General features: G+C 41.9%; 24 protein-coding genes and 1 pseudogene. 11 read left to right on the forward strand and 14 right to left on the reverse strand.

Annotated features, from left to right (window positions below; genetic code table 11):
• Nucleotides 1-34 precede the first annotated feature (34 nt).
• From ntrB to GSQ19_RS02510, 6 genes are all read left to right on the forward strand, one after another.
• On the forward strand, nucleotides 35-874 hold the full coding sequence (gene ntrB / locus GSQ19_RS02485) for a nitrate ABC transporter permease (protein WP_011321210.1): 840 nt from the start codon (nucleotides 35-37) through the stop codon (nucleotides 872-874).
• A gap of 181 nt (nucleotides 875-1,055) precedes the next feature.
• On the forward strand, nucleotides 1,056-3,029 hold the full coding sequence (locus GSQ19_RS02490; protein WP_011321211.1) for an ABC transporter ATP-binding/substrate-binding protein: 1,974 nt from the start codon (nucleotides 1,056-1,058) through the stop codon (nucleotides 3,027-3,029).
• Nucleotides 3,030-3,155: 126 nt separating this feature from the next.
• Entirely contained in the window at nucleotides 3,156-3,989 is an 834-nt protein-coding gene (locus tag GSQ19_RS02495) for a nitrate ABC transporter ATP-binding protein (protein WP_011321212.1), read from the forward strand.
• 194 nt (nucleotides 3,990-4,183) lie between these two features.
• On the forward strand, nucleotides 4,184-6,367 hold the full coding sequence (locus tag GSQ19_RS02500) for a molybdopterin oxidoreductase family protein (protein WP_011321213.1): 2,184 nt from the start codon (nucleotides 4,184-4,186) through the stop codon (nucleotides 6,365-6,367).
• A gap of 242 nt (nucleotides 6,368-6,609) precedes the next feature.
• Nucleotides 6,610-7,068 carry a phosphate-starvation-inducible PsiE family protein gene (locus GSQ19_RS02505; protein WP_011321214.1) on the forward strand — a complete coding sequence of 153 codons (459 nt, stop codon included), beginning with the start codon at nucleotides 6,610-6,612 and terminating at the stop codon, nucleotides 7,066-7,068.
• An 89-nt stretch (nucleotides 7,069-7,157) separates the two neighbouring features.
• The gene (locus GSQ19_RS02510; RefSeq protein ID WP_011321215.1) at nucleotides 7,158-7,610 is read left to right on the forward strand and encodes a nitrate reductase associated protein; all 453 of its coding nucleotides are present in this window, start codon (nucleotides 7,158-7,160) and stop codon (nucleotides 7,608-7,610) included.
• A 456-nt stretch (nucleotides 7,611-8,066) separates the two neighbouring features.
• On the opposite strand, the gene GSQ19_RS02515 is transcribed toward GSQ19_RS02510, so the two are convergent.
• Nucleotides 8,067-8,618 carry a ferritin-like domain-containing protein gene (locus GSQ19_RS02515; protein WP_011321216.1) on the reverse strand — a complete coding sequence of 184 codons (552 nt, stop codon included), beginning with the start codon at nucleotides 8,616-8,618 and terminating at the stop codon, nucleotides 8,067-8,069.
• 236 nt (nucleotides 8,619-8,854) lie between these two features.
• On the opposite strand from GSQ19_RS02515, the gene GSQ19_RS02520 reads away from it, so the two are divergent.
• The 3 genes from GSQ19_RS02520 to GSQ19_RS02530 all read left to right on the forward strand — a co-directional run bounded on the left by GSQ19_RS02520 (nucleotide 8,855) and on the right by GSQ19_RS02530 (nucleotide 10,980).
• Nucleotides 8,855-9,535, forward strand: a complete 681-nt coding sequence (locus GSQ19_RS02520; RefSeq protein ID WP_011321217.1) for a HEAT repeat domain-containing protein — start codon at nucleotides 8,855-8,857, stop codon at nucleotides 9,533-9,535.
• A gap of 71 nt (nucleotides 9,536-9,606) precedes the next feature.
• Complete coding sequence (locus GSQ19_RS02525) at nucleotides 9,607-10,173, forward strand: phycobiliprotein lyase (protein WP_011321218.1); 567 nt, start codon at nucleotides 9,607-9,609, stop codon at nucleotides 10,171-10,173.
• Between the two features lie 90 nt (nucleotides 10,174-10,263).
• A complete protein-coding gene (locus GSQ19_RS02530) occupies nucleotides 10,264-10,980 on the forward strand; it encodes a Crp/Fnr family transcriptional regulator (RefSeq protein WP_011321219.1) in 717 nt (238 codons plus the stop codon).
• 16 nt (nucleotides 10,981-10,996) lie between these two features.
• Here the strand turns inward: GSQ19_RS02530 and GSQ19_RS02535 are convergent, their stop codons facing one another.
• From GSQ19_RS02535 to GSQ19_RS02545, 3 genes are read right to left on the reverse strand one after another with little or no spacing between them, the layout of a single operon-like run.
• Nucleotides 10,997-11,500: a hypothetical protein gene (locus GSQ19_RS02535; protein ID WP_011321220.1), complete on the reverse strand. Its 504-nt coding sequence runs from the start codon at nucleotides 11,498-11,500 to the stop codon at nucleotides 10,997-10,999.
• 26 nt (nucleotides 11,501-11,526) lie between these two features.
• Nucleotides 11,527-11,871 (reverse strand): cupin domain-containing protein, encoded by a 345-nt coding sequence (locus GSQ19_RS02540; protein WP_041457045.1) that lies wholly within the window; start codon nucleotides 11,869-11,871, stop codon nucleotides 11,527-11,529.
• Nucleotides 11,872-11,912: 41 nt separating this feature from the next.
• Nucleotides 11,913-12,698 (reverse strand): SAM-dependent methyltransferase, encoded by a 786-nt coding sequence (locus GSQ19_RS02545; protein WP_011321222.1) that lies wholly within the window; start codon nucleotides 12,696-12,698, stop codon nucleotides 11,913-11,915.
• A 310-nt stretch (nucleotides 12,699-13,008) separates the two neighbouring features.
• Here GSQ19_RS02545 and GSQ19_RS02550 point away from each other — a divergent pair, with 310 nt between their 5' ends.
• Nucleotides 13,009-14,652, forward strand: a complete 1,644-nt coding sequence (locus tag GSQ19_RS02550; RefSeq protein ID WP_011321223.1) for a tetratricopeptide repeat protein — start codon at nucleotides 13,009-13,011, stop codon at nucleotides 14,650-14,652.
• Nucleotides 14,653-14,774: 122 nt separating this feature from the next.
• Here GSQ19_RS02550 and GSQ19_RS02555 read toward each other — a convergent pair whose 3' ends face one another.
• The 4 genes from GSQ19_RS02555 to cax all read right to left on the reverse strand — a co-directional run bounded on the left by GSQ19_RS02555 (nucleotide 14,775) and on the right by cax (nucleotide 19,534).
• Nucleotides 14,775-16,127: a (Fe-S)-binding protein gene (locus tag GSQ19_RS02555; protein ID WP_011321224.1), complete on the reverse strand. Its 1,353-nt coding sequence runs from the start codon at nucleotides 16,125-16,127 to the stop codon at nucleotides 14,775-14,777.
• Nucleotides 16,128-16,163: 36 nt separating this feature from the next.
• Complete coding sequence (locus GSQ19_RS02560; RefSeq protein WP_011321225.1) at nucleotides 16,164-17,459, reverse strand: FAD-binding oxidoreductase; 1,296 nt, start codon at nucleotides 17,457-17,459, stop codon at nucleotides 16,164-16,166.
• A gap of 186 nt (nucleotides 17,460-17,645) precedes the next feature.
• Entirely contained in the window at nucleotides 17,646-18,335 is a 690-nt protein-coding gene (locus GSQ19_RS02565; protein WP_011321226.1) for a class I SAM-dependent methyltransferase, read from the reverse strand.
• 107 nt (nucleotides 18,336-18,442) lie between these two features.
• The gene (gene cax, locus GSQ19_RS02570) at nucleotides 18,443-19,534 is read right to left on the reverse strand and encodes a calcium/proton exchanger (protein ID WP_011321227.1); all 1,092 of its coding nucleotides are present in this window, start codon (nucleotides 19,532-19,534) and stop codon (nucleotides 18,443-18,445) included.
• Nucleotides 19,535-20,152: 618 nt separating this feature from the next.
• Between cax and GSQ19_RS02575 the strand changes: the two genes are divergently transcribed.
• Nucleotides 20,153-22,876 (forward strand): DUF3536 domain-containing protein, encoded by a 2,724-nt coding sequence (locus GSQ19_RS02575; RefSeq protein ID WP_011321228.1) that lies wholly within the window; start codon nucleotides 20,153-20,155, stop codon nucleotides 22,874-22,876.
• Between the two features lie 74 nt (nucleotides 22,877-22,950).
• Here GSQ19_RS02575 and GSQ19_RS02580 read toward each other — a convergent pair whose 3' ends face one another.
• The 6 genes and pseudogenes from GSQ19_RS02580 to GSQ19_RS02610 all read right to left on the reverse strand — a co-directional run.
• The gene (locus GSQ19_RS02580) at nucleotides 22,951-23,199 is read right to left on the reverse strand and encodes a hypothetical protein (protein WP_011321229.1); all 249 of its coding nucleotides are present in this window, start codon (nucleotides 23,197-23,199) and stop codon (nucleotides 22,951-22,953) included.
• Nucleotides 23,200-23,238: 39 nt separating this feature from the next.
• A complete protein-coding gene (locus tag GSQ19_RS02585) occupies nucleotides 23,239-23,484 on the reverse strand; it encodes an HNH endonuclease (protein ID WP_011321230.1) in 246 nt (81 codons plus the stop codon).
• Nucleotides 23,481-23,867, reverse strand: a complete 387-nt coding sequence (locus GSQ19_RS02590) for a KGK domain-containing protein (protein ID WP_011321231.1) — start codon at nucleotides 23,865-23,867, stop codon at nucleotides 23,481-23,483. Before GSQ19_RS02590 ends, GSQ19_RS02585 begins: the two co-directional genes overlap by 4 nt.
• A 261-nt stretch (nucleotides 23,868-24,128) precedes the next feature.
• A complete protein-coding gene (locus GSQ19_RS02595; protein WP_011321232.1) occupies nucleotides 24,129-24,518 on the reverse strand; it encodes a KGK domain-containing protein in 390 nt (129 codons plus the stop codon).
• A 98-nt stretch (nucleotides 24,519-24,616) separates the two neighbouring features.
• Nucleotides 24,617-25,381: a hypothetical protein gene (locus GSQ19_RS02600; protein WP_011321233.1), complete on the reverse strand. Its 765-nt coding sequence runs from the start codon at nucleotides 25,379-25,381 to the stop codon at nucleotides 24,617-24,619.
• A gap of 264 nt (nucleotides 25,382-25,645) precedes the next feature.
• Nucleotides 25,646-26,023: pseudogene (locus GSQ19_RS02610) on the reverse strand (transposase); the annotation flags it as partial.
• Nucleotides 26,024-26,031: the final 8 nt, after the last annotated feature.

Genomic DNA, 26,031 nt, shown 5'->3' on the forward strand with positions numbered 1-26,031 from the left:
TAGGCTGTAAATTTTGAATTTGGAGTAAGGCGAAGTGACAGCTATTTTAGGGAATCGCGCTAGGGTAAGGAAATCTCAAAAAGCCATCAATAATTTCTTGTGGAAAAAAGTTGTACCACCATTAGTAGCATTAGGAATTTTTCTGGTAATTTGGCAACTGCTTTGTTTGAATCCTAACTTTAAATTACCAGGGCCTATAGAAACCTTTTCGGAAACTTGGGACCCTTTTATTATCAATCCATTTTTTGATAACGGTGAAAGCGATAAAGGCTTAGGCTGGCAAATTCTGAGTAGTTTGGGAAGGGTTGGTTTAGGTTTTTCTTTGGCGGCGATCGCCGGAATTATATTAGGCATTTTAATCGGTGTAAATCCCTTAGTTTACAATGCTGTAGATCCTATATTTCAAGTGTTGCGAACTGTACCGCCCCTAGCATGGCTACCCATTTCACTGGCAGCATTTCAACAGGCGAATCCCTCAGCAATTTTCGTTATTTTCATCACCTCAATTTGGCCGATTTTGATTAACACTACAGTCGGTGTACAACAAATTCCCCAGGATTATATCAATGTAGCGAAAGTGTTACGGCTGAAGGGGGTAAAGTACTTTTTTAAGATAGTGTTTCCTGCGACGGTTCCATATATCTTTACAGGATTAAGGATTGGTATCGGTTTATCTTGGTTAGCAATTGTGGCGGCGGAAATGTTAGTTGGTGGTGTGGGGATTGGTTCGTTTATTTGGGATGCCTATAACACAACTACTGAAACTAATTTGAGTGAGATTATTTTGGCATTAATTTATGTTGGGTTGGTGGGGTTGTTGTTAGATAGATTGGTCGGTTTTGTTGCTAGTAAAGTTGTGGCGGAGCAGAAGTAGTTAATTAAGATTTAAACGCGGAGGGGCGCGGAGGTTGGCGCTGAGGTGCGCGGAGAGGTGGGAGAGGGAAGAGAGGGAAGGAATTAGTTAAGGACTAATGACCTCTTTAACTTTGAATTTTGTTGGCGCAAGCCTTGCCGAAGGCTATTTTGAATTTTGAATTCCCCAAAGGGGTTGAGTAATGCCTACTTTTGTTGAAGTTGATCACGTTGATCGGATATTTGATTTACCTAATGGTGGTAGATATATTGCACTGAAAAATATTGAGTTGAAAATTAAGCAGGGGGAGTTTGTTTCTTTAATTGGACATTCTGGTTGTGGTAAGTCTACTTTGCTCAATATTATTGCTGGGTTGGATCGAGCTAGTATTGGCGGTGTGACTTTGGAAGGGCGGGAAATTCGAGAACCTAGTCCAGATAGGATGGTGGTTTTTCAAAATTATTCGCTGCTTCCTTGGTTAACTGTGCGGGAAAATGTTGCTTTGGCCGTGGATGAGGTTTATCAAGGTAAGTCTAAGGGTGAGCGTCGGGCAATTGTTGAAGAACATATTGATATGGTGGGGTTGCGTCTAGCGGCGAATAAACGTCCTCGTGAGTTATCGGGGGGGATGAAACAACGGGTGGCGATCGCCCGCGCTTTAGCTACTCGTCCCAAGTTGTTGCTGTTAGACGAACCTTTTGGGGCTTTGGATGCTTTGACAAGGGGGAGTTTGCAAGAACAGTTGATGAAAATCTGCAATGAACATCAAATTACTTGTGTGATGGTGACACATGATGTGGATGAGGCGCTGTTGTTGAGCGATCGCGTGGTGATGCTTACCAACGGCCCAGAAGCTCACATCGGGCAGATTCTCGAAGTCCCTATCCCCCGTCCCCGTCAACGTTTGGAGGTTGTCAAACATCCCAGCTATTACAATCTGCGGAATGAGATAATTTACTTCCTCAACCAACAAAAGCTAGCTAAGAAACGTCAAACACAGCAGGCTTCTGCACCACTGGGGACAGCCAAAGCCGTCATCGAAATCGGCTTTATGCCTTTGACTGACTCTGCACCTTTAATTGTTGCCAAAGAAAAAGGCTTCTTTGCCAAGTATGGCTTAGATAATGTTATCCTCAACCGGGCAAACAACTGGCAGGCGATCGCTACTGGTGTGGTAACGGGCAAATTAGATGCAGCCCAAATGGTTGCAGGAATGCCGATTGCGTTAACTTTAGGTGCTGGGAGTCAAACACCAACTCCTGTCATCAACGCCTTAAATCTTTCTCGCAACGCTAACGCCATCACCTTCAGCAAAAGACTATACAGCCAAGGCGTGAGAAGCCTAGCTGACTTAAAAGCAGTAATTGATAGTTCCCCAGACAAAATCCTCACCTTAGGGGTAGTTCATTCCGCCTCCATGCAAAACCTAATTCTGCGTTACTGGTTAGCAGCCGGCGGTATAGATCCCGATAGAGATGTTAGCTTGACAGTCATTCCCCCAACCCAAATGGTGTCTCAACTCAAAGCCGGCAACATTGACGGTTACTGTGCAGGAGAACCTTGGAACTACCAAGCAGTCCACGATGATTTAGGCTTCGTTGCAGCTACAGCTTTAGAAATCTGGTCAGGACAGCCGAAAAAAGTCTTGGGAGTGCGGGAAGATTGGGCGCAAAAATATCCAGAAACTTATCTTAACCTCGTCAAAGCACTAATAGAAGCCTGCAAATATTGTGACGACCTCCGCAACCGTGAAGAAATCCTCGAAATACTCTGTCGTCCCGAATATTTAGATGTGAATCCCGCCTACGTCCGCCCTGGCTTCATCGACCCCTACGATCGCGGGGACGGTACACCACCCCAACAACTCACAGCCTACAACCAGTTTTACCTCAACAAAACCAACTATCCCAACCGCACCGAAATCTTGTGGATGATCACACAAATGGCACGTTGGGGCTTAACACCATTCCCCAAAAACTGGGTAGAAATCACCGAAAGAGTTTGCCGCACAGACATATTTGGTGCAGCAGCCCGCGACCTCGGCTTACTAGATATCGGCGAAGACGACCCCATTCACCTATTCGACGGTAAACTATTTAACCCATCAGAACCAATCGAATACCTCAAAAGCTTAGAAATTAGACGACAAATACGTATTGAAGAAGTGTTTATTTAGTCATTAGTCATTAGTCATTAGTCATTAGTCATTGGTCATTAGTCAACAGTCATCTCTCCCCTCTCCCTCCGCGTCTCTGCGCCTCTGCGTGAGCCAATCATAAATCCAATCACCACCGAAAATAATATGCAAATAATCAATAGAAATAATCAAACCAACCCAAAACCCCAAAAAACAGATAACTTCCTAGTAGTTGAAGGCGTAAGCAAAATTTACCCCACCCCCGAAGGCCCCTACACCGTCCTCGATGGAATTGACCTAAAAGTCCGTGAAGGCGAATTTGTCTGCCTAATCGGTCATTCCGGCTGCGGTAAATCAACCCTACTCAACATGATTTCCGGCTTCAACACCCCCAGCGAAGGCGTAGTTCTCCTACAAGACAAACCCATCACCGAACCAGGCCCCGACCGGATGATGGTCTTTCAAAATTATTGCTTACTCCCTTGGTTGAGTGTTTTTGAAAACGTTTACCTAGCCGTAGATGCAGTATTTCCCCACAAACCCCAAGCCGAAAAACGCGCCATCGTCAGAGAACATTTAGCAATGGTGGGGCTGACAGAAGCCGCAGAGAAGAAGCCTAGCCAAATTTCCGGCGGGATGAAACAACGAGTGGCGATCGCTCGCGCTTTATCCATCCGCCCCCAAGTATTGATTCTCGATGAACCTTTCGGCGCATTAGACGCAATCACCAAAGAAGAATTACAAGAAGAACTACTACAAATTTGGAGTGATCATCAAGTCACCGTCCTGATGATTACCCATGACATTGATGAAGCTTTATTCCTAGCTGACAGAGTTGTGATGATGACCAACGGCCCAGCAGCCCAAATCGGCGAAATCCTCGATATTCCCTTCGATCGCCCCCGCAACCGTCGCCGCATCATGGAAGACCCCGAATATTACAACCTCAGAAATTACGCCCTAGATTTCTTATATAACCGCTTTGCTCATGAGGAGTAGTCATTAGTCATTAGTCATTAGTCATTGGTCATTGGTCATTGGTCATTAGTCATTGGTCATTAGTCCATAGTCCATAGTTATTCTTCTCTGCTTCTCCTGCTCCTCCTGCTCCTCTGCTTCCCCTGCTCCCTGCTCACTACCCCACTCTTTTTTTGAATTTTGAATTTTGAATTTTGAATTCGGAGCGCAGCGACGTGACTGAATCTACCAAAACCCTATGTCCTTATTGTGGTGTCGGCTGTGGACTAGAAGTAACACCACCAGCCCAACTCAACAAAGCCACAAATCGAGATAGCCAAGGAAATCCAATTTGGCGGGTGCGGGGTGATAAAGCCCATCCATCTAGCCAGGGGATGGTTTGTGTCAAAGGGGCGACGATCGCTGAGTCTTTGGATAAAAATAGATTACATTACCCAATGGTGCGGGACTCACTAGATCAAGAGTTCCGCCGTGTGAGTTGGGATGAAGCTTTTGACCTCATCACCAAGCGTATTCAAACTGTGCGCCTTACTCAAGGGGCGGAAGCTATATGTATGTATGGTTCCGGTCAATTTCAAACTGAGGATTATTACATAGCCCAAAAACTGATGAAAGGTTGTTTGGGTAGCAATAATTTTGATGCTAACTCCCGCTTATGTATGTCCAGTGCTGTCTCTGGGTATATTCAAAGTTTTGGGGCTGATGGGCCTCCCTGTTGCTATGAAGATTTGGAGTTAACTGACTGTGCATTTTTAATTGGGACAAACACCGCCGAATGTCACCCCATTGTTTTTAACAGACTGGAGAAGTACCACAGAAAAAACCATCAGGTAAAGATGGTTGTGGTTGATCCTCGACGCACACCTACCGCCGAAGCAGCTGATTTACATTTGGCGATTAAACCGGGTACAGATATCGACTTGTTAAATGGTATCGCCCATTTATTGATGCGTTGGAACATGATTGATGTCGGTTTCATCGATGACTGTACCAGCAACTTTTCGGCTTACGCTGAGGTAATTCGCCACTATTCGCCGGAGGTAGTAGCTCGTCAATGTGGTATCACCGTTGAGGATTTAGAAATAGCCGCCCGTTATTGGGGTGAATCGCAGCGTGTGTTGTCTTTGTGGTCGATGGGTGTGAATCAATCGAGTGAAGGTACAGCCAAAGTTAGAACGATTATCAACCTACATTTAATGACCGGACAAGTCGGAAAACCAGGGATGGGGCCTTTTTCTCTCACTGGTCAACCGAATGCAATGGGAGGACGGGAAGCAGGTGGTTTAGCTCATTTATTACCGGGTTATCGATTGGTGAAAAATCCCCAACACCGGGCGGAAGTGGAAGGATTTTGGGGATTCCCATCAGGACAAATTTCACCCCATCCCGGTTTAACTGCGTGGGATATGATCACTGGCTTGGAAGACGGTAATGTGGGTTTACTGTGGATTGCAGCTACTAACCCAGCTGTAAGTATGCCAGATTTGGAACGGACGAAAAAGGCATTATTGCGATCGCCTTTCACAATCTACCAAGATGCTTACCACCCTACAGAAACTACAGCTTACGCTCATGTTCTGTTACCAGCAGCCCAATGGGGTGAAAAAACTGGGGTCATGACCAACTCAGAACGCCGAGTCACACTATGTCAAGCCTTCCGCCAACCACCACGAGAAGCCAAGCCAGATTGGGAAATTTTCGCGGAAGTGGGACGGCGATTAGGTTTTGAGGACAAGTTCGCTTTTGGAAACTCAGATCAAGTCTACGCCGAGTTTGCCCAACTGACCAAGGGTCGCCCTTGTGATATGTCTGGTATTAGCCATCAAAAATTACAAGCCCAAGGCCCCACCCAATGGCCATATCCAGAAATGGGGAATGGGGATAAGAATAAAAGACTCTACACTGACTTACGCTTTCATACCCCTGATGGTCGCGCACGTTTTGGGGCTTATTATTCTCAAGGACTAGCAGAACCACCAGACCCGGCTTATCCTTTTGTGTTGACTACTGGACGATTATACGGACATTGGCACACCCAAACCCGTACAGGTCGGATAGAAAAAATCCGCGCCATGCACCCCGAACCATTTATCGAAATTCATCCTCGTGATGCGGCGAAGTTAGGCATTATAGATCATCAGGTGGTAGAAGTGCGATCGCGTCGAGGTAGTGCTAAGTTTCCCGCCAAGGTGACAAAAGCTATTTCCCCAGGTACAGTTTTCGTCCCTATGCACTGGGGTACACTCTGGGCAGAGGATGCGGAAGCTAATGCACTCACCCATTCAGAATCTTGCCCCGATTCATTACAACCAGAGTTAAAAGCCTGTGCAGTCCAATTAATCCCAATTTCTGTAGAAATTACAGCCGAAAATTATCAACTCCAGTCATCTCAGTGGTAAGCTTCTAGGTATCGATAATCAATAATAGAATAAAACCAATAGTTACCATTAGTATTTAATATGTAATAACTATTGGGATATCAGCTTTATTTGATTACTGTTACTGAATAGTAAGAGTTATAGAAAAGTCAATTTTTCTCTTTTTCTTATTTTTTATAAGAGAGAACTTTTAATCCTCTAGATTAATCTACGGGATTTTTATTTTGACTGAATCAAGGCTTACCAAAACTGGGGTGTAGGTGATGAAGAGATTAATTAAAAGAATTGTGGGAATTGCTAGCGATGAGAACTTCATGCACATTATTGAAAATGTAGAAGTGCTTGTTTCTAAAGTTCTATCTCTTTTTATGGTATTAGTAATTTTGGTGGCGATCGGTGATTTAGGAATCTTTATTGTTAAAGAAGTTTTTACTGTCCCATATGGCAAAATTAACACTACCCTATTCAAGGTTTTTGGTCTATTCCTAAATATTCTCATTGCTTTAGAAATTTTAGAAAATATCACCGCTTATCTCAAAAGACATGTTTTTCAGGTTGAATTAGTAATTGTTACCTCTTTAATTGCCGTTGCCAGGAAAATCATTATTCTTGATTTAGAAAAGGTCAATGGTATTGATATTATTGGTTTAGGTGTTGCCGTACTAGCACTTTCAATTAGCTATCTAATTATTCGTTCCAGTAATTATGGAAATAGAAATTAAATATTTAATTGTATTATTATGCTGATATAATTATAGTCTGACAAGATTGATAGATTTTGGTGTTGAAATTATAGTTTCAATCGCTAATTATGGCAGACTTCTTTAAATTTGAAGCAGACTTTGTTGATTCTCTACGTTGCATACCCATGCAGGTGCGCTACAAACTTGATACCTGCGGCATTAAACTTAAATTATCTGATTGGAACCAAATGACTCAAGCCGAAAGAGAAGCTTTAGTCGAACTACCATGCACTACAACCGCAGAAATTCAATATTATCAAGAATATATCCAGCAGCTGATTGTAAATCGAACTGGCACACTACCCACAACGCTACCGATTGAGTCTGAACCTGCATGGCTAGACTCTAAGGCCATACCAATTAGTATTCAGGATAAAGCTCAAGAAACAGGCGTGATTGTAACTTTATCACAGTGGGAGAATTTAAGCCCATTACAGCGTTTTGCCTTGATTAAACTCAGCCGTTCAGGACATGAAAACAAAAATTTCCCCAAGGCGATCGCAGAGTTTAATATAGTTTAATTAGTTACTGGTAGGCTAACGCACATCTACATGACATAACGGCTGTTAGCTGTTGATTTTGCTGTATAAAAGATTACGAATTAAGTTGCTGTTACGGAGCATATTTGAATAACATTTAGTTGAGTTGATGATTACTTAAATACTGAGCATTTGCGACTAAAGAAATAATCAGCAACGCCGAAAAATAAAACCCCGTTTATTCAACGGGGTAATATCTGCGGCAATTTTGTAGTGCTGCCACTGTATGAAATTTTTAAAGCACAGCAATTATCTTCATTCAAATAAGATTTTATCTCATATATCAAGGTATCTTTTATATCTTTATAAATATATAAATATCTATCAAGCGGCTGAGTTCTATCAAGCGGCTGAGTTTTTGAGATTGGACAAAGGGGAAAAGATACTTACAACATCTTTTCCCCTTGCTTTTACCTTAGTTTACTTTTGGCGATCGCACTAGCGAGACTTACTAGTCTTGGAACCACCTGCTGATTGGGCTTCTTGAATTAACTGCGGCAGATGTTGTTCTATTTTTTGAGCTGTTTGTTCCTCTTGCTGTAAGTTTTGCCGTAACAATTGTACAACTTGATCTTGTCCCATCTGTTCGGCAGCTCTAATCAAACCACGGTAGCAGGCAATTTCTAACTGTTCTACCTTAGCTTGACCACCAGCCAACCCCAAATTAAGAATTGGTTGATTCTCTGAAGCTAGGAGCATTAACTTTTGACCGTCACTGACAAGACCAGCCGCAGCATCACAAGTGACCCGCGTTGGTTGCTGTCCCAAAGCGTTGAACACCTGTTCTAGATTCCGAATTTGTTGTTCTGTTTCTCGGATGTGAGTTTCAATCAAAGACCTGAGTTGATTATTTTGGCAACACTGCAACATTGTCTGCTGGGCCTCCCAAAAGCGATGTTCCGCGTCATAAATCGCCCCAACTTCGTAGATAAACTTTTCTTGGAAGTTGTTGATTCTGGCAGTCCCTGGACGTTCGCTTAGTTGAACCATTGTTCTTCACCTGAACTTCGGTTGACCCCTCTAAACTACGTTTGTCACTCAAGGCTTCTCGTCTTACCTAAGACACAACAGACATTAAATACTGTTAATTCTCAATGCTAAGACAGATACAAAAAACTCTACGGAGGCGGAAAACACTCTACTCTCATTCCTGAACCCCCGACCAAGCCACATGAGACATCAGGTAAAGTAAAGTAAAGATACATTAAGAATGCGCTGAGAATTAAATGACTGTTTCACAATTGCAGGAAATTTCTGCTCAGTTAGAAAGTCCAGATTTGCGCGATCGCATGGTAGCTCTTGCTAATTTGCGAAATATAGCTGCTGAAGATGCTGTACCTTTAATTAAAAAGGTATTGGATGACGAATCTTTGCAGCTGCGATCAATGGCAATTTTTGCTCTAGGCATCAAACAAACAGCAGAGTGTTACCCAATTTTGGTAAAGATTCTCCAAAATGACCCAGATTATGGCATTCGTGCTGATGCGGCTGGCGCATTGGGATACTTGGGTGATATTAGAGCCTTTGAAGTGCTGTCACGAGCATTTTATGAAGACACCGATTGGTTAGTCCGTTTTAGTGCGGCGGTTTCTCTTGGTAATCTCAAAGACCCACGCGCCCATCAAGTCTTGATGCAGGCGTTAGACAGCAAAGAAGGAGTCATCCAACAAGCTGCTATCTCTGCCTTAGGTGAAATACAAGATATTGAATCTGTTGATAGTATCCTGCGCTTCGCTCAGTCAGATGATTGGTTAGTTAGGCAACGTTTAGCAGAATCCTTGGGTAATCTTCCCACCCCCAAAAGTGTATCAGCTTTAAAATATTTAGAAAAAGACAGCCATCCTAATGTTGCTGAAGCTGCAAGGATTGGTCTGAAAAGACTTGAGGAAATGGGTAATCAAGCTTAATATCACGTCCCATACTAGCTTTTAATAATAATAAGTGGGATTTTTAAATTAAGACTCAGGGAATTTAATTCATGAATATTGAAGAATTTTTTGAATTGAGTGCAGGTAAATGGTTTTCTCATCGCACTAGCCATCATTTAGCTTTTAAGCAATCGGAAGATGGCAAATCTGATCTGGTAATCGAGTCACTAGCCGCAGATCATCCAGAAGTCATCAAGTTGTGCGAATTATACGAAGTTCCTGCTAGTGCTGCTTCATGCGGTGCGAGGGTTAGCTGGAACGGTACTATGGAATGGGATGAAGAAAAACATACCGGATCTACAGTGTTAGCTACTGTACCCGATGTGGACAATCCCAACGAAGGCAGATTACTGCGGGAAATGGGTTATGCCGAGAAAGCCCCTGTAGCTGGACGTTACAAGATGGGTGATGATGGCGCTTTAACTCTCACGACAGAGTACGAAACCATGTGGTCTGAAGAACGCTTATGGTTTGCTAGCCCTAATTTACGGATGCGTGTCAGTGTGTTAAAGCGGTTTGGTGGCTTTAGTATGGCTTCCTTTACTTCTGAGATTCGTATGGGCGGAAGTCCAGCTACAGCAAAAGCTGAAGAAGCGGCTAATTCTGCATCCAGTTAAGAATAGGCAGGGAATGGGGAATGGTAAGGCTTGTGAAACTTCCTTAATCATGACTCCTCCCGCCTCCTGCCCCCTTAAATCAGGCTAATTATGCAGGCCTCCCTAGAACAACTTTCACAAATTATGGTGTTTGTAGGTATAGAAACCTCAGACAAGGAAAGTTTGCAACCTTACACTCAGGTGCAAGGCTACAAAAAAGGAGAGATTATTCTGCATGAGGGCGATCGCCTGCCTGCTAAGTTATATGCTGTAGTTAGTGGCTCAATTCAAGTCACCAAAACAGCAACCACAGGAAAAGAAACGATTTTGCGGGGACTGAATGCTGGGGAAATTTTCGCCGCCCCTGCATTGCTAGGAGATAGCATTGCGCCTGCAACTGTGACTGCTGAATCTGATTGTGAAATTCTCACTGTCCAACGTGATGCTTTATTACAAGCCATCCAAAGTAATCCAGAAATTGCTTTACGAATGTTGATGGTTTTTAATACTCGGATTCAGCAACTCCATGAAACAGTTCACGGGTTAGTTTCGGAGAGGGCTATTGTTCGTCTGGCTAGGTTAATCGAATATTTCGCCACGGAATCGGGAACTGAACCAAGTCCACAAGGTCAGATTTTAAAAATCAAGTTATCTTACTATCGGATGGCTCGCAGCATTGGTATTACCTATGAAGAATGCGTGCGGTTAATTAAAACACTCAAGTCAGTTGTTGCCTATAGTCGAGGTGGCAAAATCATTATATTGGATGTTGAGAAATTGAATGCGATCGCCTGTGGTCAGTCAGAGACCATCACCTGTGGAACATAGATGAAATTTGACATCTTTAGGAATTTGCTAAAGCTCCTAAATTTAATCTATCCTGTTCACGAGATGCGACAACTAAAACTAAACACAGCGCTGCAACAGCTTTTTGCCATTCTTGCCTGATTTGTTCGTCTTCCACACCTGCGAACACCCCTACTAAGCGAGGAACAGAAGCTTCTAACGCTGGACGCGGGACAGGACGGTGTAATTCAACTAAATGAGTGAGACTTTCCTGATTATTTACAAAACCCACGACCCATTTTGTTGTATGGTCTGGACTATCAGGAACCCTCTTGACTCCTAACTCATTTTTTAACCAGTTGTAAAAAGGTGGGAGTTCCTTAGCTAAAACTGCTCCGGCCGTGGGTAAGGTTTCTTTGAGCAAATCGATATCTAAACTATTTAGTTCTTGTTGCAATTTGGGTGAATTGAGAACCTCATACAGCGATTTTGAGAGGATAACTTCTAATTCAATGGAGGTAACATCTAAGTGTTGGGTGAATGTGGAAAATAAGGCTGACATTGTACAAAAACCCCAAAAATTATTGATTATTTATCTGTATTTTTTTCAGAAAGTGTGAGCAGAAAAGCTAGATTTTCTTCAGACTTTAGAGCATGAGGTGCATTAGCAGGAATCAAGACAAAAACACCAGGAATGAGAGTAATATCTTGACCTGATAAATTCAAAATTCCTCTGCCTTCTAAAACATTGATAGTGGCGTTGCGAGTAGAGGTATGCTCAGAAATCTCTGTTGTAGCTGCCAGACAAAACAGAGTGTATTGGCAAGCTGTATCTTGAAATATGACTTGGCTTTTAATTCCTTTACGGGGATATTCAATTTGTTCTTGTAGTTGGATAACAAGAGATTTGTTAGTTATGGTTTGGTTAGTCATAGTTGATAAAATTTGATGATTGTGTGACATTTATTGTGCTATCAATTATCCTCTTGAGCTACAGCACAGAGAATGATATAGCCTAATTCGTGGCGGTATTTGTTAAAGATGTGACGCATTGCTAAAACTCTTTCACGGATAGATTTATGCGTCAAGATATTAACTAAAATCTGTATCGTGTTGAAAATACCTTCATCTTGGAACATCCGCCATAAGTTCAATAAATTCATCGAGCCGATTTGATGTTTCTCTACTTTTAATCCTGCTGTTTCACAAGCTGCAATCCAGTTAGTCTCTGAAAGTGGTGTAGAATTTACTCGAATTACTCTTGCTAAATCAGCACGAATTTGTTCTTCTTTGTCATTAGCTAATAATTCATGGGAGAGAAACTTACCCCCCGGTTTGAGTCGATTGTGAATTTCCGCTAACAGCTTGGCTTTCCCTAATGGGGATTGCATTGTGAGAATGGCTTCGGCTAAAACATAATCAAACTTTCCTGGTATTACATCCAGATGGAAAATATCGCCTTCGATAATTTCAATTTGATTTTCTAAACCAGCCACGCGGACATTTTCACGCGCACGAACTACGCTATCAGGATTTTTTTCTACCCCGACTACTTTCACACCATAGCGTTGAGCAAGGGATATTGCACTGTATCCAAAGCTAGAAGCTAACTCTAAAACTGTTTCGCTAGGCTGGAAATTCGCCCACCGGCATAATTGTTCTGTAGCTATTCGTCCACCGGGACGCAGATATTTTTTACCGACTGCTGCGAGAACTTCGTGTCCAGAAGCGTTTTGGAAATTGAGGGTTGTATTGGTCATTTCTTTGACCCTCTGAATTTGTTATACCCTCAATTTGCCAGAAATTTATAATGCTGTCTCTGAGGTAGCTCAAAGAAGGAGATAAAATAACGCCGTGTGCAACTTTCTCTCAGACCTAACCCCCAACCCCTTCCCTATAAGGGAAGGGGAGTAATAATTGAAGCCTCTAACGCCACTTGCTACAACGCGGGTAACCCGCGCAACGCAGTGGCTCCTCCTTGCAGGGGAGAGGTTTGGAGAGGGGTTTTAAGAATAAGTCGCACATCGCGTAAAATAAGGTAAAATCATCAAAAAACTCGCAGAACTATAAATGGACTGGATTACGCTACTGCGATCGCTACAGTCTGATTTTATTAAAAGGTTATCATCTGGTTGTCTGCTGCATTGCGAAATCGAAGGTCAATATAGTGAGTTAACAGTCATCTCTGGCGAAAGATTAAAAACCCTACGAGATTTTTGCTGGCTGATGGCTGAAAAATACAAGCGGGTTTCGCCAGTTCGTGATGTTTTTATTAGCTACCTCAAGGGGAAATTAGGTGAGGAAGTTGTTAAAGAACGTTTAGCTGATTTGATTACCGAAGTAGATTATGAGAAGCGGCTTGGTGGCGATGGCAAGATAGATTTTACTTTAACTGCTAACCCTGCAATTGGCATTGAAGTTAAATCTCGTCATGGCAACATTGATAGAGTGAGATGGTCAGTTAGTGCCGAAGAAGTGGAAAAAAATGCAGTTGTAGTTTGCATTTTTATTAAAGAAGATGTTAATGAAGCACAATCATCATATCATCTGTTATTAGCTGGCTTTTTACCTACTCAAATGATTAAATTAAAGACAGGTAATATCTCATTTGGAATAGAGCAATTACTTTATGGTGGCGGCTTATGGGGTTATTTGGAACAGTTGCAAGCTTCCAGCAACTATCATCAGTTCCAGCAATCTCCGCCAATTTATGAATATCAACCCCAGCCAGAATTTTCAACTAAAATCAATCAAAGTCAATCAATCAAACCAGCTTTATTTACTGGTATCAAAAATATTCTATCTTATAGACGAGAAGAAGATATAAATATAGATTATATAAAACTTGGTGATGAGTGTTTTGCTCAAGGTGAATATACTGCATCTATTAAGAATTATAGCCAAGCTTTACAAGCAAGTAGTAATAATGGTGAATTATATTATAAACGAGGTTTAACTTATTATCAATTGGGAGATTATGAGGCGGCGATCGCTGATTATTCTCAAGCCATAAATCTCAACTTTCACGATGCTAAATCCTATCATAAACGTGGCTTGGCTTTATCACAACTAGCAGCTTATGAAGCGGCAATTGACGATTATAACCAAGCAATTAGAATTAATCCTCATGCTGCTTCTATTTATAAAAACCGAGCAGAAGCACGCTCTCATTTAGGAGATAATCAAGGAGCGATTGAAGATTATACCCAAGCGATCAAGATTAATCCCCAATATGCAGATACATATAAAAATAGAGGCATATCTCGTTATTTATTAGCAACACAACCAGGATTTACCCAAGCAATTAAGATTAATCCCAATGATGCTAATGCTTACAAAAATCGTGGTAATGCGCGTGCTGATATTGGTGATTATGCAGGAGCGATTGAAGATTATAATCAGGCAATCCAAATTAATCCCAAGGCGGCTGATGCTTATTATAACCGTGGTAACGCCCGTTATGATTTAGGGGATGAAGAAGGAGCGATCGCTGATTACACCCAAGCAATCCAAATTAATCCCAGCTATGCTGATGCTTATTATAACCGTGGTAATGTGCGTGCAGGCATAAAAGATAAACAAGGCGCGATCGCTGACTTTCAAAAAGCAGCAGATATATATCGTAAAGAAGGTAAATTAGCAGAACTCAAAGATGCAACAGAAAGAATTGTAGAATTGGAAATAGAAGAATCCATTGATATTTTAAATTTTTAAATTCAAACCTCTACCTGGAGGAGAGGCTTTGACAGCGTTATTTTTCTAACAGAAGCAAGATATTCAAGCCCCTCTCCGCGTCGGAGAGGGGTTGGGGTGAGGTCTATCGAAATCACTTTAAATTACGTCAACTTAATTCCCCTGATTGAATAATCTAACAACTCCATCGGGTGCATAACACCCATTTTCTTACCTTGCAATTCTAAATGTTTAGTAATTTGCAAAGCACAGCCAGGATTAGGAGAAGCAATCAATTCAGCACCAGTATTCAATAAATTTGTGACTTTTTGCTTGCCTAATTCTTCAGCAACTTCCGGTTGCAACATATTATAAACACCAGCACTACCACAACACAAAGCTGCATCTAATGGTTCTTTAATTTGCACCCCTGGTATTTGTTTTAATATCTGACGAGGTTGCACACTAATTTTTTGTCCATGTAATAAATGACAAGCATCTTGATAAACCAAATTCAAAGGTTTATCTTTCAATGGTGAAAGTTTAGCGGTTAATCCTACAGTAGCTAAAAACTCTTGTGCATCTTTAACTTTAGCAGCGAAATTTTTGGCTTTCTCTCGATATTCGGCATCATCTTCTAATATATGACCATATTCTTTTAAAGTATGACCACACCCAGCCGCATTGATAATCACATAATCAACATCAGTATCAGCAAAGCTATCAATCATCTGTTTAGCTAAAGCTTTGGCTTGTTCTGTTTGTCCTTGGTGTTCGGGAAGTGCTGCACAACAACCTTGAGATTTAGGAATAACCACTTCACAACCATTCGCGGTTAAAACCCGTACCGTTGCTTCATTAACTGGGGAGAAAAATAACCGTTGTACGCATCCTAAAATCATGCCGACTCGATAGCGTTTCTTACCCTGTGCAGGAATAATAGTTGGTAGATTGTCTTGGAAAGTTTTGATAGTAATTTTTGGCAGAATCGATTCCATTGCTGCCAATCTTGGAGATATTTTTTTGAGTAAGCCTGTAGCACGAATAACTTGGGAAATTCCCGACTTTTGATAAAAGAATAGGGGGATTAATAGAATGCGTAAAATATCTGGGTTGGGGAATAAAGAAAATATTAATTGACGTACTAACTTATCAGATAAAGTCCGAGGATAATTACGTTCTACTTGATGGCGAGTTGCAGAAATTAACTTGTCATACTGCACACCAGAAGGACAGGTTGACACACAAGCAAGACAACCTAAACAAGAGTCGAAATGCTCTACTGTAGCTGTATTTAGAGCAATTTCCCCCTCATTGATGGCATCCATTAAATAGATGCGTCCTCTGGGAGAATCCATTTCCTTCCCAATCACCCGATAACTGGGACAAGTTGACAGACAAAAACCACAATGTACACAACTATCAATTAATTTTGGGTCTGGTGGATGGCTAGCATCAAATCCTTTTAAATTCTTTATACTGGCGGTATTATTGGTAGAATCTTCTGAAACCTGCATCTTCTTCTGTTCCCCTGTATATCTCTGGTAAGTAGCTTAAATCCCACCTACAAACCGACCCGGACTTAAGATATTCTTACTATCAAACTGTTCTTTAATGCGTCGCATCAATGGTAAAGCATTGCCAGTGTATCCCCATACATCTATTTGTTGTTTTACTGGTACAGGGGCTTGTAGAACTGTTAAAAAACCCTGGTGAGATTGACAAAGCGATCGCACTGGCAAAACTTGATTCTTATCCTCAACTTGTAACACACCTAAACCGCTACCAATATGAATTAAACCAATTTTTACTTGATGTAAAATCTCCACAGCAGCATTAGGTAATACTCCTATTTTGCAGGTAATTGCCGATTCTGTGACAGGAGAATGTATTTGTTCTGACAATCTCTCCCATAGATGACTTTCATCTGCACCAGAAACAACTACTCCTGTTAAACCTAATTTTTCCCCTACTTCTAGCAACCGATTTGATTGTTCCTGCACACTTTCACTAATACTTTGAAAACGGGCAATCAATCCTAGACCCTGACCCAATTCTAAACTAGATACTAATTGAGTAGAGATTAAATCAGCTTGGGTTGGGGTTAATGCTGAACCGCGCAAGGTTGTAGCTGCTTGAGATATTGCTTCGGCTGCACCAGTCAATACTACCGTTCCCGATGTCTCCTGAATTGGATACACACGGAAAGTTACTTGAGTAATAATTCCTAATGTACCGTATGAGCCGGTAAATAACTTCATCAAGTCATAACCAGCGACGTTTTTGACCACCCGTCCCCCAGCTTTGGCAATTTGACCATCAGCACGTACAAAAGTGATACCTAAAAGCTGGTCACGCACACTACCATAACGTTGTCGGAGGGAGTTGGTATCAGATGTGGCGACAATACCGCCGATTGTGGCTGATGCTGGTGTGGAGGGGTCAAGGGCGAGAAATTGCCTAGCATCTGCCAAAATCTTCTGGAGATGGGAAAATTTCATTCCCGCTTCGACGGTGACAGTCAAATCACCAACGGCGTGTTCAATGAGTTGATTGAGGCGTTCTGTACTCACTACCACATCAACATCTTTTGCTAAACCACCCCAACGAAGTTTACTTCCACAACCACAGGGTAGAACGCGCCAGTTATTACTGTAAGCTGTGGCGATAACTGCGGCTAGTTGTTCTTGGTTTTGTGGATAGACAACACAACTGGGGAGATTTCCACCAGCTATTGCTTGACTAAGTTGGAGATTGTTTCCTTGGTAAACGGTGTTTTCTTCACCTACGATAGATGCAAAAGTCGTAGCGTAGATGCTTGGTGGCTTGTCGTTAGACATCACGGTCATTCAGTTTATTTTTGAGTCCCTACATCCCATTCTCTGTGATGATGACATAAATTAGCCCACAGCAGTTACCAAAAGCGCGGCTGATGTGTGCTGTTGGATAAAACTAATTTGCAATTCGCAATTCGCAATTGCCTGCGGTAAGGCTAACGCCAATGCAATTCGCAATAAAAATACATAAGCATATTGCTAAGACTGCATATGACATCTGCGATATTCAATTCGCACTTGCTTAACATCAACTTGCTCAGACTCTAAAAATACAAGTTGTTCTATTGGTTGTAATCCCAAATTTTCCAATTGTTTGAGTTCCGATTCAGATAATGGCCAAGGCGGGCCAGAGGGTTCAGCTTCCGTTTCCCGCACACGATTAATTAATAAAAGTGTCCCATCAGGAGCAACGACGGAGGCAACTGAGGTGATAACTTCAGCACGGACATTTAATGGTAAAGCTTGAATATTACGACATTCAAAAACAAAGTCAAAGGAAAGATGCCATTGTGGGGGGATCGCTAATAAATCGGCAACTATGTAGTTAACATTTGAGTTGGGGAATCTTTCACCACACCAAGCGATCGCTGTAGGAGAAATATCAAAGGCAGTTACCGCAAATCCCAGCTTGGATAAAGCTTCTGCATCATCTCCCAAGCCACAACCAATTACTAAGGCTTTTTGTCCAGATGGGAATGGTTGATGATTTGTCAACCATTCTTGTAGATAAGGGTGGGGGGTTAATTTTGCCCAAGGAATTTGTGTTGTATCTCCTTGAGCTTCAGCATATACAACTTCAAACCATGCTAATGGTTCTGATTTTTGTACGGCTTCGTTCGCTAACTGTTGAATATGAAACCGTAAATTTTCTTTTTGTTGTTCTAGCATAAAAACTGACGCGGTTTTCTATTATTTTCCAGATAAAAAGCGATCGCTCTCTATTTACTAGTAACAGATTCAGAGCGATCGCTGTAAAATTTACCTTGGCAAATACCCTACCCCAGTCCGCCCACATCTGGGTGAAAGTAAAAAGCGAATCCTAGTACTGCATAAGCAGCTAAAAGTAATGTGCCTTCTAACCAGTTGGACTTACCATCAGAACTGATACTGTTGGCAATGAGTACAGATACAACTACAGCCACTAATTCAAAGGGTTGGAAATCCAAATCCATTGGCTGGCCTAGTATCCATCCAGCAATGACTAACACCGGGGCCACAAATAGGGCAATCTGCATACTGGAACCCACCGCCACGGAAACGGAGAGATCCATTTTATCTTTCATGGCGACGGTGACGGCTGTGGCGTGTTCGGCGGCGTTACCGACAATAGGAACGAGTATCACCCCGGTAAACAATGCGGTTAAACCTAATTGGGAGGTGGCGACTTCCAACGCATCAACTAGTAATTCCGACTCCACCGCTACCAGTAGGGTACAGACTAGCAGCACACCAGACCATAAGAAAATATTTGGCTTCGGGTGAGGATTTTCCTCTGTTTCTATTTCCGCCACACCCACATCGTATAAATAGGCGTGGGTTTTCATGGAAAATATCAGCGTCAAGACATAAACCAAAATCAAGACTACAGCCACCGCTACAGATAAATATTGCAGGGTTGCTTCCCCAATTCCCTTGGCGGTGTAGTTCATCGCTGTGGGGAGCAAAATGGCAATGACAGCCAAATTCATTGCTGAGGCGTTGACCCTGGCTACAATTGGCTGAAAGGTCTGTTCTTTGTGGCGTAGTCCACCCAACAGCATGGAAAGACCCATCACCAGCAATAAGTTACCAATAATTGAGCCAGTGATGCTGGCTTTGACGACATTCACCAGCCCAGCGTTTAAAGCCACTAAAGCGATGATTAATTCTGTGGCGTTACCAAAGGTAGCGTTTAACAAGCCTCCTAAGGTCGGCCCGACAACTACAGCGATTTCTTCAGTTGCTGCACCCATCCAGGCGGCTAAGGGCAGAATTGCCAAGCCTGCGGTGACGAAAACAATTAGATCCCCCCACTCTAAATAGTGTGCTGCCAAGGACACCGGGATAAATAGCAATAGGACGAGAAAAACAATATTTTTGCCTGACATTTGTTACTTTTGGTTGAGTGATTACTCACAGTTGTCTGTGATAAATCAATATGTACAAAGAGTTGACAATCAGACTCTAGGATACTCTCAAGCGTAAGCAAAATAGCTCAGAAATTCTACTGTCCATGCTCTACAATGAGATTTGTAACTGATAATTGCAGTTTATAAAGTATTTGCAATCTTTCGTTGCAAAACTATTAGTTGGAGGCGCAATTTTACACCCGAAATTCGGTTTAATATATTAAAAGACAATTAAATTTTTCGATTGGCATTGCCAAGGAAAAAATTCTTAACTAAAATACCCCGTTGAACAAACAATCCGACAGGTTGATTCCCACAACCCAGATATAGGAACTAATTACCAATCAAAATCTAAAATTCAAAATCTAAAATGGTACAAGGTGTTGTTCAATTGCTGATATTTTTGTTACCTTGATCAAACAACTTGACGATAACGCAGATTTATTACCATAGTGAGACAGTTTTTTTCAGAATTAAGCTGTATCCTGTATCCATTAGTTTTCTCTATACCGGATTTTGGGTGCAAATCGTTGTAGAAGGATTTGACTCAAGCATTTCCGGCATACGTATAAGTTTTTTGAGTTGGAATAAATATACATGACATCTGCTGAAATGCCGGCTAACCCTGGCTCAATATCAACATCCCATATAACTAGCAAAGATACGCACCACAGCGATCCCCGGAATCAAGCTGTAGGCGTATATGTGACGGTGCATGGTCACTTTTACCAGCCACCGCGCGAAAACCCTTATCTAGACTCCATTGAACGTCAACCCAGCGCTGCGCCTTTCCACGATTGGAATGAGCGCATCCACTGGGAATGTTACCGTCCCAATGCTTTTGCTAGGGTGTTGAATGACCAAGGCGAAGTGACGGGGATCGTCAATAATTACGAATATATGAGCTTTAACATCGGCCCGACGCTGATGTCATGGCTGGAACGGTATGATGTCGAGGTTTATCAACGGATTTTGGAGGCGGACGCAAAAAGCTGCCAACGTCTGCAAGGTCATGGCAATGCGATCGCGCAAGTATATAATCACATCATCATGCCCTTGGCGAACGAACGGGATAAACGCACCCAAATTCGCTGGGGTAAAGAAGACTTCCGCACCCGCTTTGGCCGTGATCCCGAAGGAATGTGGTTGGCAGAAACAGCCGTAGATTACGCAACCTTAGAAGCTTTAGTGGCTGAAGGTATTCGCTTTATTGTCTTAGCACCATCCCAAGCGCAAAGGTGTCGTCCTTTCCCCACAGCCAATGATCCCCAACCAGAATGGCATGAAGTAGGCGGGAGTCAAATTGATCCCACCCGTCCTTATCGTTGCTATCTGAAGTCTAGACTTAGCAATAAATCTGCTGTTTTGAGTTCAGTAAAAGATAGGGCAATTGCGGACACCAATCCTCAATCTCTGCAAGATTTACCTTATATAGATATCTTCTTCTACGATGGCCCAATTTCACGGGATATGGGTTTTAGTGATGTTGTCTATAACTCCCACCACTTTGCCGGACGGATTGGTTCCGCAGTCCGTGGGGATCATCGGCAATCACAACTGATTTCCGTCGGTACTGATGGGGAAACCTTCGGACACCACAAAAAAGGCACAGAAAAAACTCTCGCCTATGCCTTTATCAAGGAGTTTCCTAGTCAAGGTTGGACTGTAACCAACTTTGCCCATTACCTCAGCTTATGTTCTCCTACCTGGGAAGTAGAAATCAAGCCTGTGACAGCTTGGAGTTGCGCCCACGGTGTAGATAGATGGCAAGAAGATTGTGGTTGCGGTGGTGAAGGCGGTATTTGGCATCAAAAATGGCGGCGGCCGTTGCGGAATGCTTTAAATTGGCTGCGGGATCAATTAGTTGAAGTCTTTGAGGAATATGGTAATCAATTATTCCGTGATCCCTGGCAAGCACGAGACGAGTATATTCAAGTCATCCGCGATCGCTCTCCTGCCAATATTAGCCGTTTTCTCTCCCGTCATCAAACCCACAAACTCACCGCCGCCGAACAAGTAGACGCTTTGCGCTTATTAGAAATGCAGCGTCACGCTTTATTTATGTTCACCAGTTGCGGTTGGTTTTTTGAAGAACTTTCTCGCCCCGAAGGAACCCAGATTCTGCGTTACGCCGCCCGCGCTTTGGAACTGGGTGGGGATGTAGCTGGTGTGCAGTTGGAAAAAGGCTTCCTCAAACGTTTGGGTTTAGCACCTAGTAATGTAGATTCTTTTAAACACGGTGGAGAAGTTTACCGCCAACTAGTACAAACAGCCCAGATTAGTTTTAAACAAGTAGCCGCCCATTACGCGATTTCCTCCCTGTTCAACAATCACAAACAGGTAGAGACACTGCATACCAAGCCTCTACCTGGCACAAAACAACCCCATCCTCACCAAAAACGGGTTTATTGCTACACCGTCAATGAGGTAGATTACCAACTACAACGCATGGGATCATTAACCCTAGCAGTTGGTAACTTAAAACTCGTGTCGGAAATTACCTGGGAAAGCGAAAATTTAGTCTTTGCTGTCCTGCATTTAGGCGGTTGGGATTTCCACTGCTGCATTCAACTATTTACTGGACGACGTGATTACAGCCAATTAAAAGAAAAGCTGTTTACATCACTGCAACAGGCTAGCGCCGCCCAAACTATTTTGGCGATGACCCAAGTATTTGGTGATGAAACCTTCAACTTGCAAAATCTGTTTGCGGAAGAACGTCATCGGATCATGCGCTTATTGAGTCAAGAAACCCTGACAAGGTTAGACCAGTTATATACTCAAGCATACCGGGATAATTATGGTGTGTTGATGGCATTTCACCGTGATGAACTAGCCGTACCACAAGAATTACAAGTGGCGGCGGAGATTGCCTTGGGTTATCGCTGTATGACAACATTGCGATCGCTAGACCAAGATATCACCGAACCCCAACTGAGTTGGAATCACATAGTAGAATTAGAAGCGATCGCCACTGAAGCTAAACATCTGCGTTGCCAATTAAATATTCCTGAAGGTAAGCAGATGCTGGAACAGCTGATTCTGCGCTTGCTTTGGAGATTACTACATGATACTAATGGCAATTTTGCCATAGAGATGCAATGCTTAGAACGGCTAATTAACGTTAGCTATCAGCTAAATATTGGCATTTCCTTACATCAATCCCAAGAACTGTACTTCAGTTGTCTACAAAATCAAATACTACCTTTGTGTTTGACTACTCTTTCTGATAAAGAAGAAACGAGTCAATGTCTACAATTGCTGAAATTGGGACAGAAATTAGCAGTTGATGTTAGTGCAATTCTCAACCAATTCAAGTAGTAAAATTTAACTAACCAAAGCAAAGATCCCCAACTTCTTAAAGAAGTCGGGGATCTTAAACTGGGTATCTTCAACTAATTCACCTTTGGACGCTCTTCACAATGGTAAGGATAAAGCCATTCACACTTAAATAGTCCGCCAGATTTTTGCTCAAAAAATGTCCCAGCGTGACGACTCTTGGATATATTTATGCCTGCCTTTGTTTTAATTTCATATAACCAAGGAAAAGCTGCGAGCAAAACAGCGACAATAGCAAAAGAATACAAAACTTTGGTTTTAAAGTTGTGGAGTTTACGGGAGTTGCTGTTACGGTTTAGAGGCATAATTCTATAACTGACAGTTCATCCAAGCTCCATATTAGCTCAAATTTCAAAATGTCGCCGGAAGCGTGAATCCAGTTTATCAGTCTTGCGTCGGTTGCAGTCAAAACATAAAGTATGTAAGTTACTCATATCATTTTGACCACCACGAGCCAAAGGAATAATATGGTCAATAGTTAAGTCAGCTTCTAAACCCGTTTTACCACAACTTTGACATTGAAATTTATCTCTTTGAAATACATATTGTCTAACTTCTGGTGGTATACGAATCCGAGGAGTTTTGCTCATGATGTTTCCTCATTTATCATCCGACGTAAATCATCAAGAGGAGATTGAGTTTCACTAATTTCCGAATGCGCGTTGTTATCCATTTCTGCTTCTTCTTCAATGTAGAACTCAACACTAATATTAAACTTTACTTTGCCTCTTTTCCAACCTTGTGAACCAATATTTAATATCTGACAATCCAGACCTTCATTAAACCAAGTTTTAGAATGTTGCTGTTGTATAACTATGCCATTTTCATTAAGTTGCTGCTGTAATTCACACGCTAAATCAGAACGATTTGCTTGATGAAAAGCTTGTAAAAATTTAGAAATTTTGTAAGTATAATCTCCAATTTCCAAAACATCATTATCATTACATTCTGCTTGTTTAAATCTATCTTCCATCTCAACCTCAACTTAAAAAACTCTCTTTCTCTCTCTTCTTTGCGTCTCTGCGCCTCTGCGTGAGACAATAAAAACCTATTTAACAAAAAGTTAGTAGGGTGCGTCAGTATGAATAATTTCTTTGTACAGCTAGGTTTTTTCGCACTGACGCACCCTACATTTTGGACATTTTTTTATCTGGAAGTCCCTTAACAAAAAGTGAATTATAAACCCTCCAAAACCGGATATTGTGACCAATACCCACATGACAGACACTAAATTTCATAATGTTTCCTCATCAATCATCCGGCGTAAATCATCAAGAGGGGATTCTGATTCATGAGTTAGAGGTTCATCAGGCATAAATTCTAGAGTTACTTTGATTCTTAATCGTCCCTTTTGCCAACCTTTAGTAGCAGGCTTTAACACTTCACAATCTACACCCTCATCGAACCATTTGTGAGTATATCTATAAAATTTATTGCCAACTAAATAGCCACCAGGATCTATAGATATTCCATAGGAATTTAATAAAGTAAATAATTCTTCTGATAATTTACTGCGGAAAGCTTTTTTGATTGCTTCCTTAATATGAAAAATTTTAAATACCTTATCTTTAACAGACAAAGCATCATCATGACTACAATTCCTGAGGTCAAAATTTTCTTCCATCACAGAATTAGTAATAAATTTAGTGAATTTCTTATCAGTAATTATAATTCCTTTTTAAAGCGAATAAGCACACAAGTAAGAAGCGATCGCTAAAAGTGTTACTTCTTTTTACGCTTAGGAATGGCAGGTAAATTAATATTCTTACCATTAAAGAATCCTTGAATTTTCTTGTTCGGATAGGTTTTGTAATTCCATTGCAAATTAGCGATCGCCGCTTCCCGGTTCCAACGTGGCTCAAATCCTACGCGCACGCCATCCCAGAACAACTCATAACCGATTTTCTGACCGTTGAAATAGCCTTCTATTTTCCGTTTAGGATAAGTCTTTTTAGTCAATTCTAAATGAGCGATCGCCTCAGCGCGCGTTGCCTTCTTTATCTTGCCAACAAACACCCCATCCAAAAATAACTGATATCCCCGTGAATTAATTTGACTTTTATCAGGTAACATTGCACGACTGGGGAATCTCAAGGTAATAGGTTGTGTTCGACACGTTCCCGAATTGCAGAGTTTAATCGCCCCTTGTAATTGTATCGGTCTTGAGTTTGAGAGACATCCTTCAACCCGAACCCTACCCTTTGGTGTATTGATTGCACCAAAAACTGGACAAGTTGGTTCGCTTGCACCTCCAATCGAGACTTTTTGACTAGTCAACAACCCAGAGCGAGTGTAGAGATGATAATAACTTACGTCTGCTTCCACACAGGTGTTCACATCCATCGCAGAGATGCAATTTAGGAAATTCGATTTGGCTTTTGCAGGCTGTGTCGATGAGAGAGTTACTAAGGGAAAACTGAGACTAAAGAGTATAAGAGCTGACAGCAGTGATTTGCGGCGAGACTGGAAATTTTGTGTAATAAACATATATTAATACTTCGATGTTTTCTGTTGGCTTTTGAGCAAACTGACTACCGACAAAAACTATAGCGGTTTGCAATTGATTCCAATACAGACCTAACTCTCAACTGACTTTTCACGTCATGTGGAAAAGCTAACGCCAGACCTAACCCCCCAGCCCCCTTCCCTACTAGGGAAGGGGGAGAAATCAAAGCCTCTCTCCTTGCAGGATACTGTTGGCGAATTGATAGAGGGCAAAACCAATCATCACAAAATAGAAAATCAGGAATACTATGAGGCAGTGGGAGCAATTCGAGCAAAGTGAGAAACGCGAGTCTGACTGCGTGGGACATGTTGCCACCAATCCCACATCCGACTGAAGTTGATAGCAGCAGCAGTAATGATATGCTGCAAGAGAGTTTTGGCAAGACCAATGTAGCGACAACGGCGTAATTGGTAGCGACCAGTAGCTTGGGAAATCAAGCCTTCAACGCCAGCACGTTGGTGATAAATTTGTTGAAAAGATTCAGTTTTTTGGCGAATGCGAGCATCATGTAATGCAAGATGTAGTTCCTGTGGTTTGAGGGTCAGAAGACGCGGTAGTTTTTTGGAGCGAGTGCATTTTGAGCGACTTGAACAAAGCGAACAATCGGATTTGTCAAATTGTAAGGATTCAG

Source organism: Trichormus variabilis 0441 (genome assembly GCF_009856605.1).
Classification (GTDB): domain Bacteria; phylum Cyanobacteriota; class Cyanobacteriia; order Cyanobacteriales; family Nostocaceae; genus Trichormus; species Trichormus variabilis.

Excerpts from the sequence above, each read along its gene's own strand:
- GSQ19_RS02530 (WP_011321219.1), top strand. The coding sequence starts at position 10,264 with ATGCAGGCCTCCCTAGAACAACTTTCACAAATTATGGTGTTTGTAGGT.
- GSQ19_RS02590 (WP_011321231.1), bottom strand. The coding sequence starts at position 23,867 with ATGGAAGATAGATTTAAACAAGCAGAATGTAATGATAATGATGTTTTG.
- GSQ19_RS02560 (WP_011321225.1), bottom strand. The coding sequence starts at position 17,459 with ATGACCGTGATGTCTAACGACAAGCCACCAAGCATCTACGCTACGACT.
- GSQ19_RS02550 (WP_011321223.1), top strand. The coding sequence starts at position 13,009 with ATGGACTGGATTACGCTACTGCGATCGCTACAGTCTGATTTTATTAAA.
- GSQ19_RS02505 (WP_011321214.1), top strand. The coding sequence starts at position 6,610 with ATGAAGAGATTAATTAAAAGAATTGTGGGAATTGCTAGCGATGAGAAC.
- GSQ19_RS02535 (WP_011321220.1), bottom strand. The coding sequence starts at position 11,500 with ATGTCAGCCTTATTTTCCACATTCACCCAACACTTAGATGTTACCTCC.
- GSQ19_RS02555 (WP_011321224.1), bottom strand. The coding sequence starts at position 16,127 with ATGCAGGTTTCAGAAGATTCTACCAATAATACCGCCAGTATAAAGAAT.
- GSQ19_RS02515 (WP_011321216.1), bottom strand. The coding sequence starts at position 8,618 with ATGGTTCAACTAAGCGAACGTCCAGGGACTGCCAGAATCAACAACTTC.
- cax (WP_011321227.1), bottom strand. The coding sequence starts at position 19,534 with ATGTCAGGCAAAAATATTGTTTTTCTCGTCCTATTGCTATTTATCCCG.
- GSQ19_RS02580 (WP_011321229.1), bottom strand. The coding sequence starts at position 23,199 with ATGCCTCTAAACCGTAACAGCAACTCCCGTAAACTCCACAACTTTAAA.
- GSQ19_RS02495 (WP_011321212.1), top strand. The coding sequence starts at position 3,156 with ATGCAAATAATCAATAGAAATAATCAAACCAACCCAAAACCCCAAAAA.
- GSQ19_RS02565 (WP_011321226.1), bottom strand. The coding sequence starts at position 18,335 with ATGCTAGAACAACAAAAAGAAAATTTACGGTTTCATATTCAACAGTTA.
- GSQ19_RS02490 (WP_011321211.1), top strand. The coding sequence starts at position 1,056 with ATGCCTACTTTTGTTGAAGTTGATCACGTTGATCGGATATTTGATTTA.
- GSQ19_RS02585 (WP_011321230.1), bottom strand. The coding sequence starts at position 23,484 with ATGAGCAAAACTCCTCGGATTCGTATACCACCAGAAGTTAGACAATAT.
- GSQ19_RS02510 (WP_011321215.1), top strand. The coding sequence starts at position 7,158 with ATGGCAGACTTCTTTAAATTTGAAGCAGACTTTGTTGATTCTCTACGT.
- GSQ19_RS02545 (WP_011321222.1), bottom strand. The coding sequence starts at position 12,698 with ATGACCAATACAACCCTCAATTTCCAAAACGCTTCTGGACACGAAGTT.
- GSQ19_RS02540 (WP_041457045.1), bottom strand. The coding sequence starts at position 11,871 with ATGACTAACCAAACCATAACTAACAAATCTCTTGTTATCCAACTACAA.
- GSQ19_RS02595 (WP_011321232.1), bottom strand. The coding sequence starts at position 24,518 with ATGGAAGAAAATTTTGACCTCAGGAATTGTAGTCATGATGATGCTTTG.
- GSQ19_RS02525 (WP_011321218.1), top strand. The coding sequence starts at position 9,607 with ATGAATATTGAAGAATTTTTTGAATTGAGTGCAGGTAAATGGTTTTCT.
- GSQ19_RS02600 (WP_011321233.1), bottom strand. The coding sequence starts at position 25,381 with ATGTTTATTACACAAAATTTCCAGTCTCGCCGCAAATCACTGCTGTCA.
- GSQ19_RS02520 (WP_011321217.1), top strand. The coding sequence starts at position 8,855 with ATGACTGTTTCACAATTGCAGGAAATTTCTGCTCAGTTAGAAAGTCCA.
- GSQ19_RS02575 (WP_011321228.1), top strand. The coding sequence starts at position 20,153 with ATGACATCTGCTGAAATGCCGGCTAACCCTGGCTCAATATCAACATCC.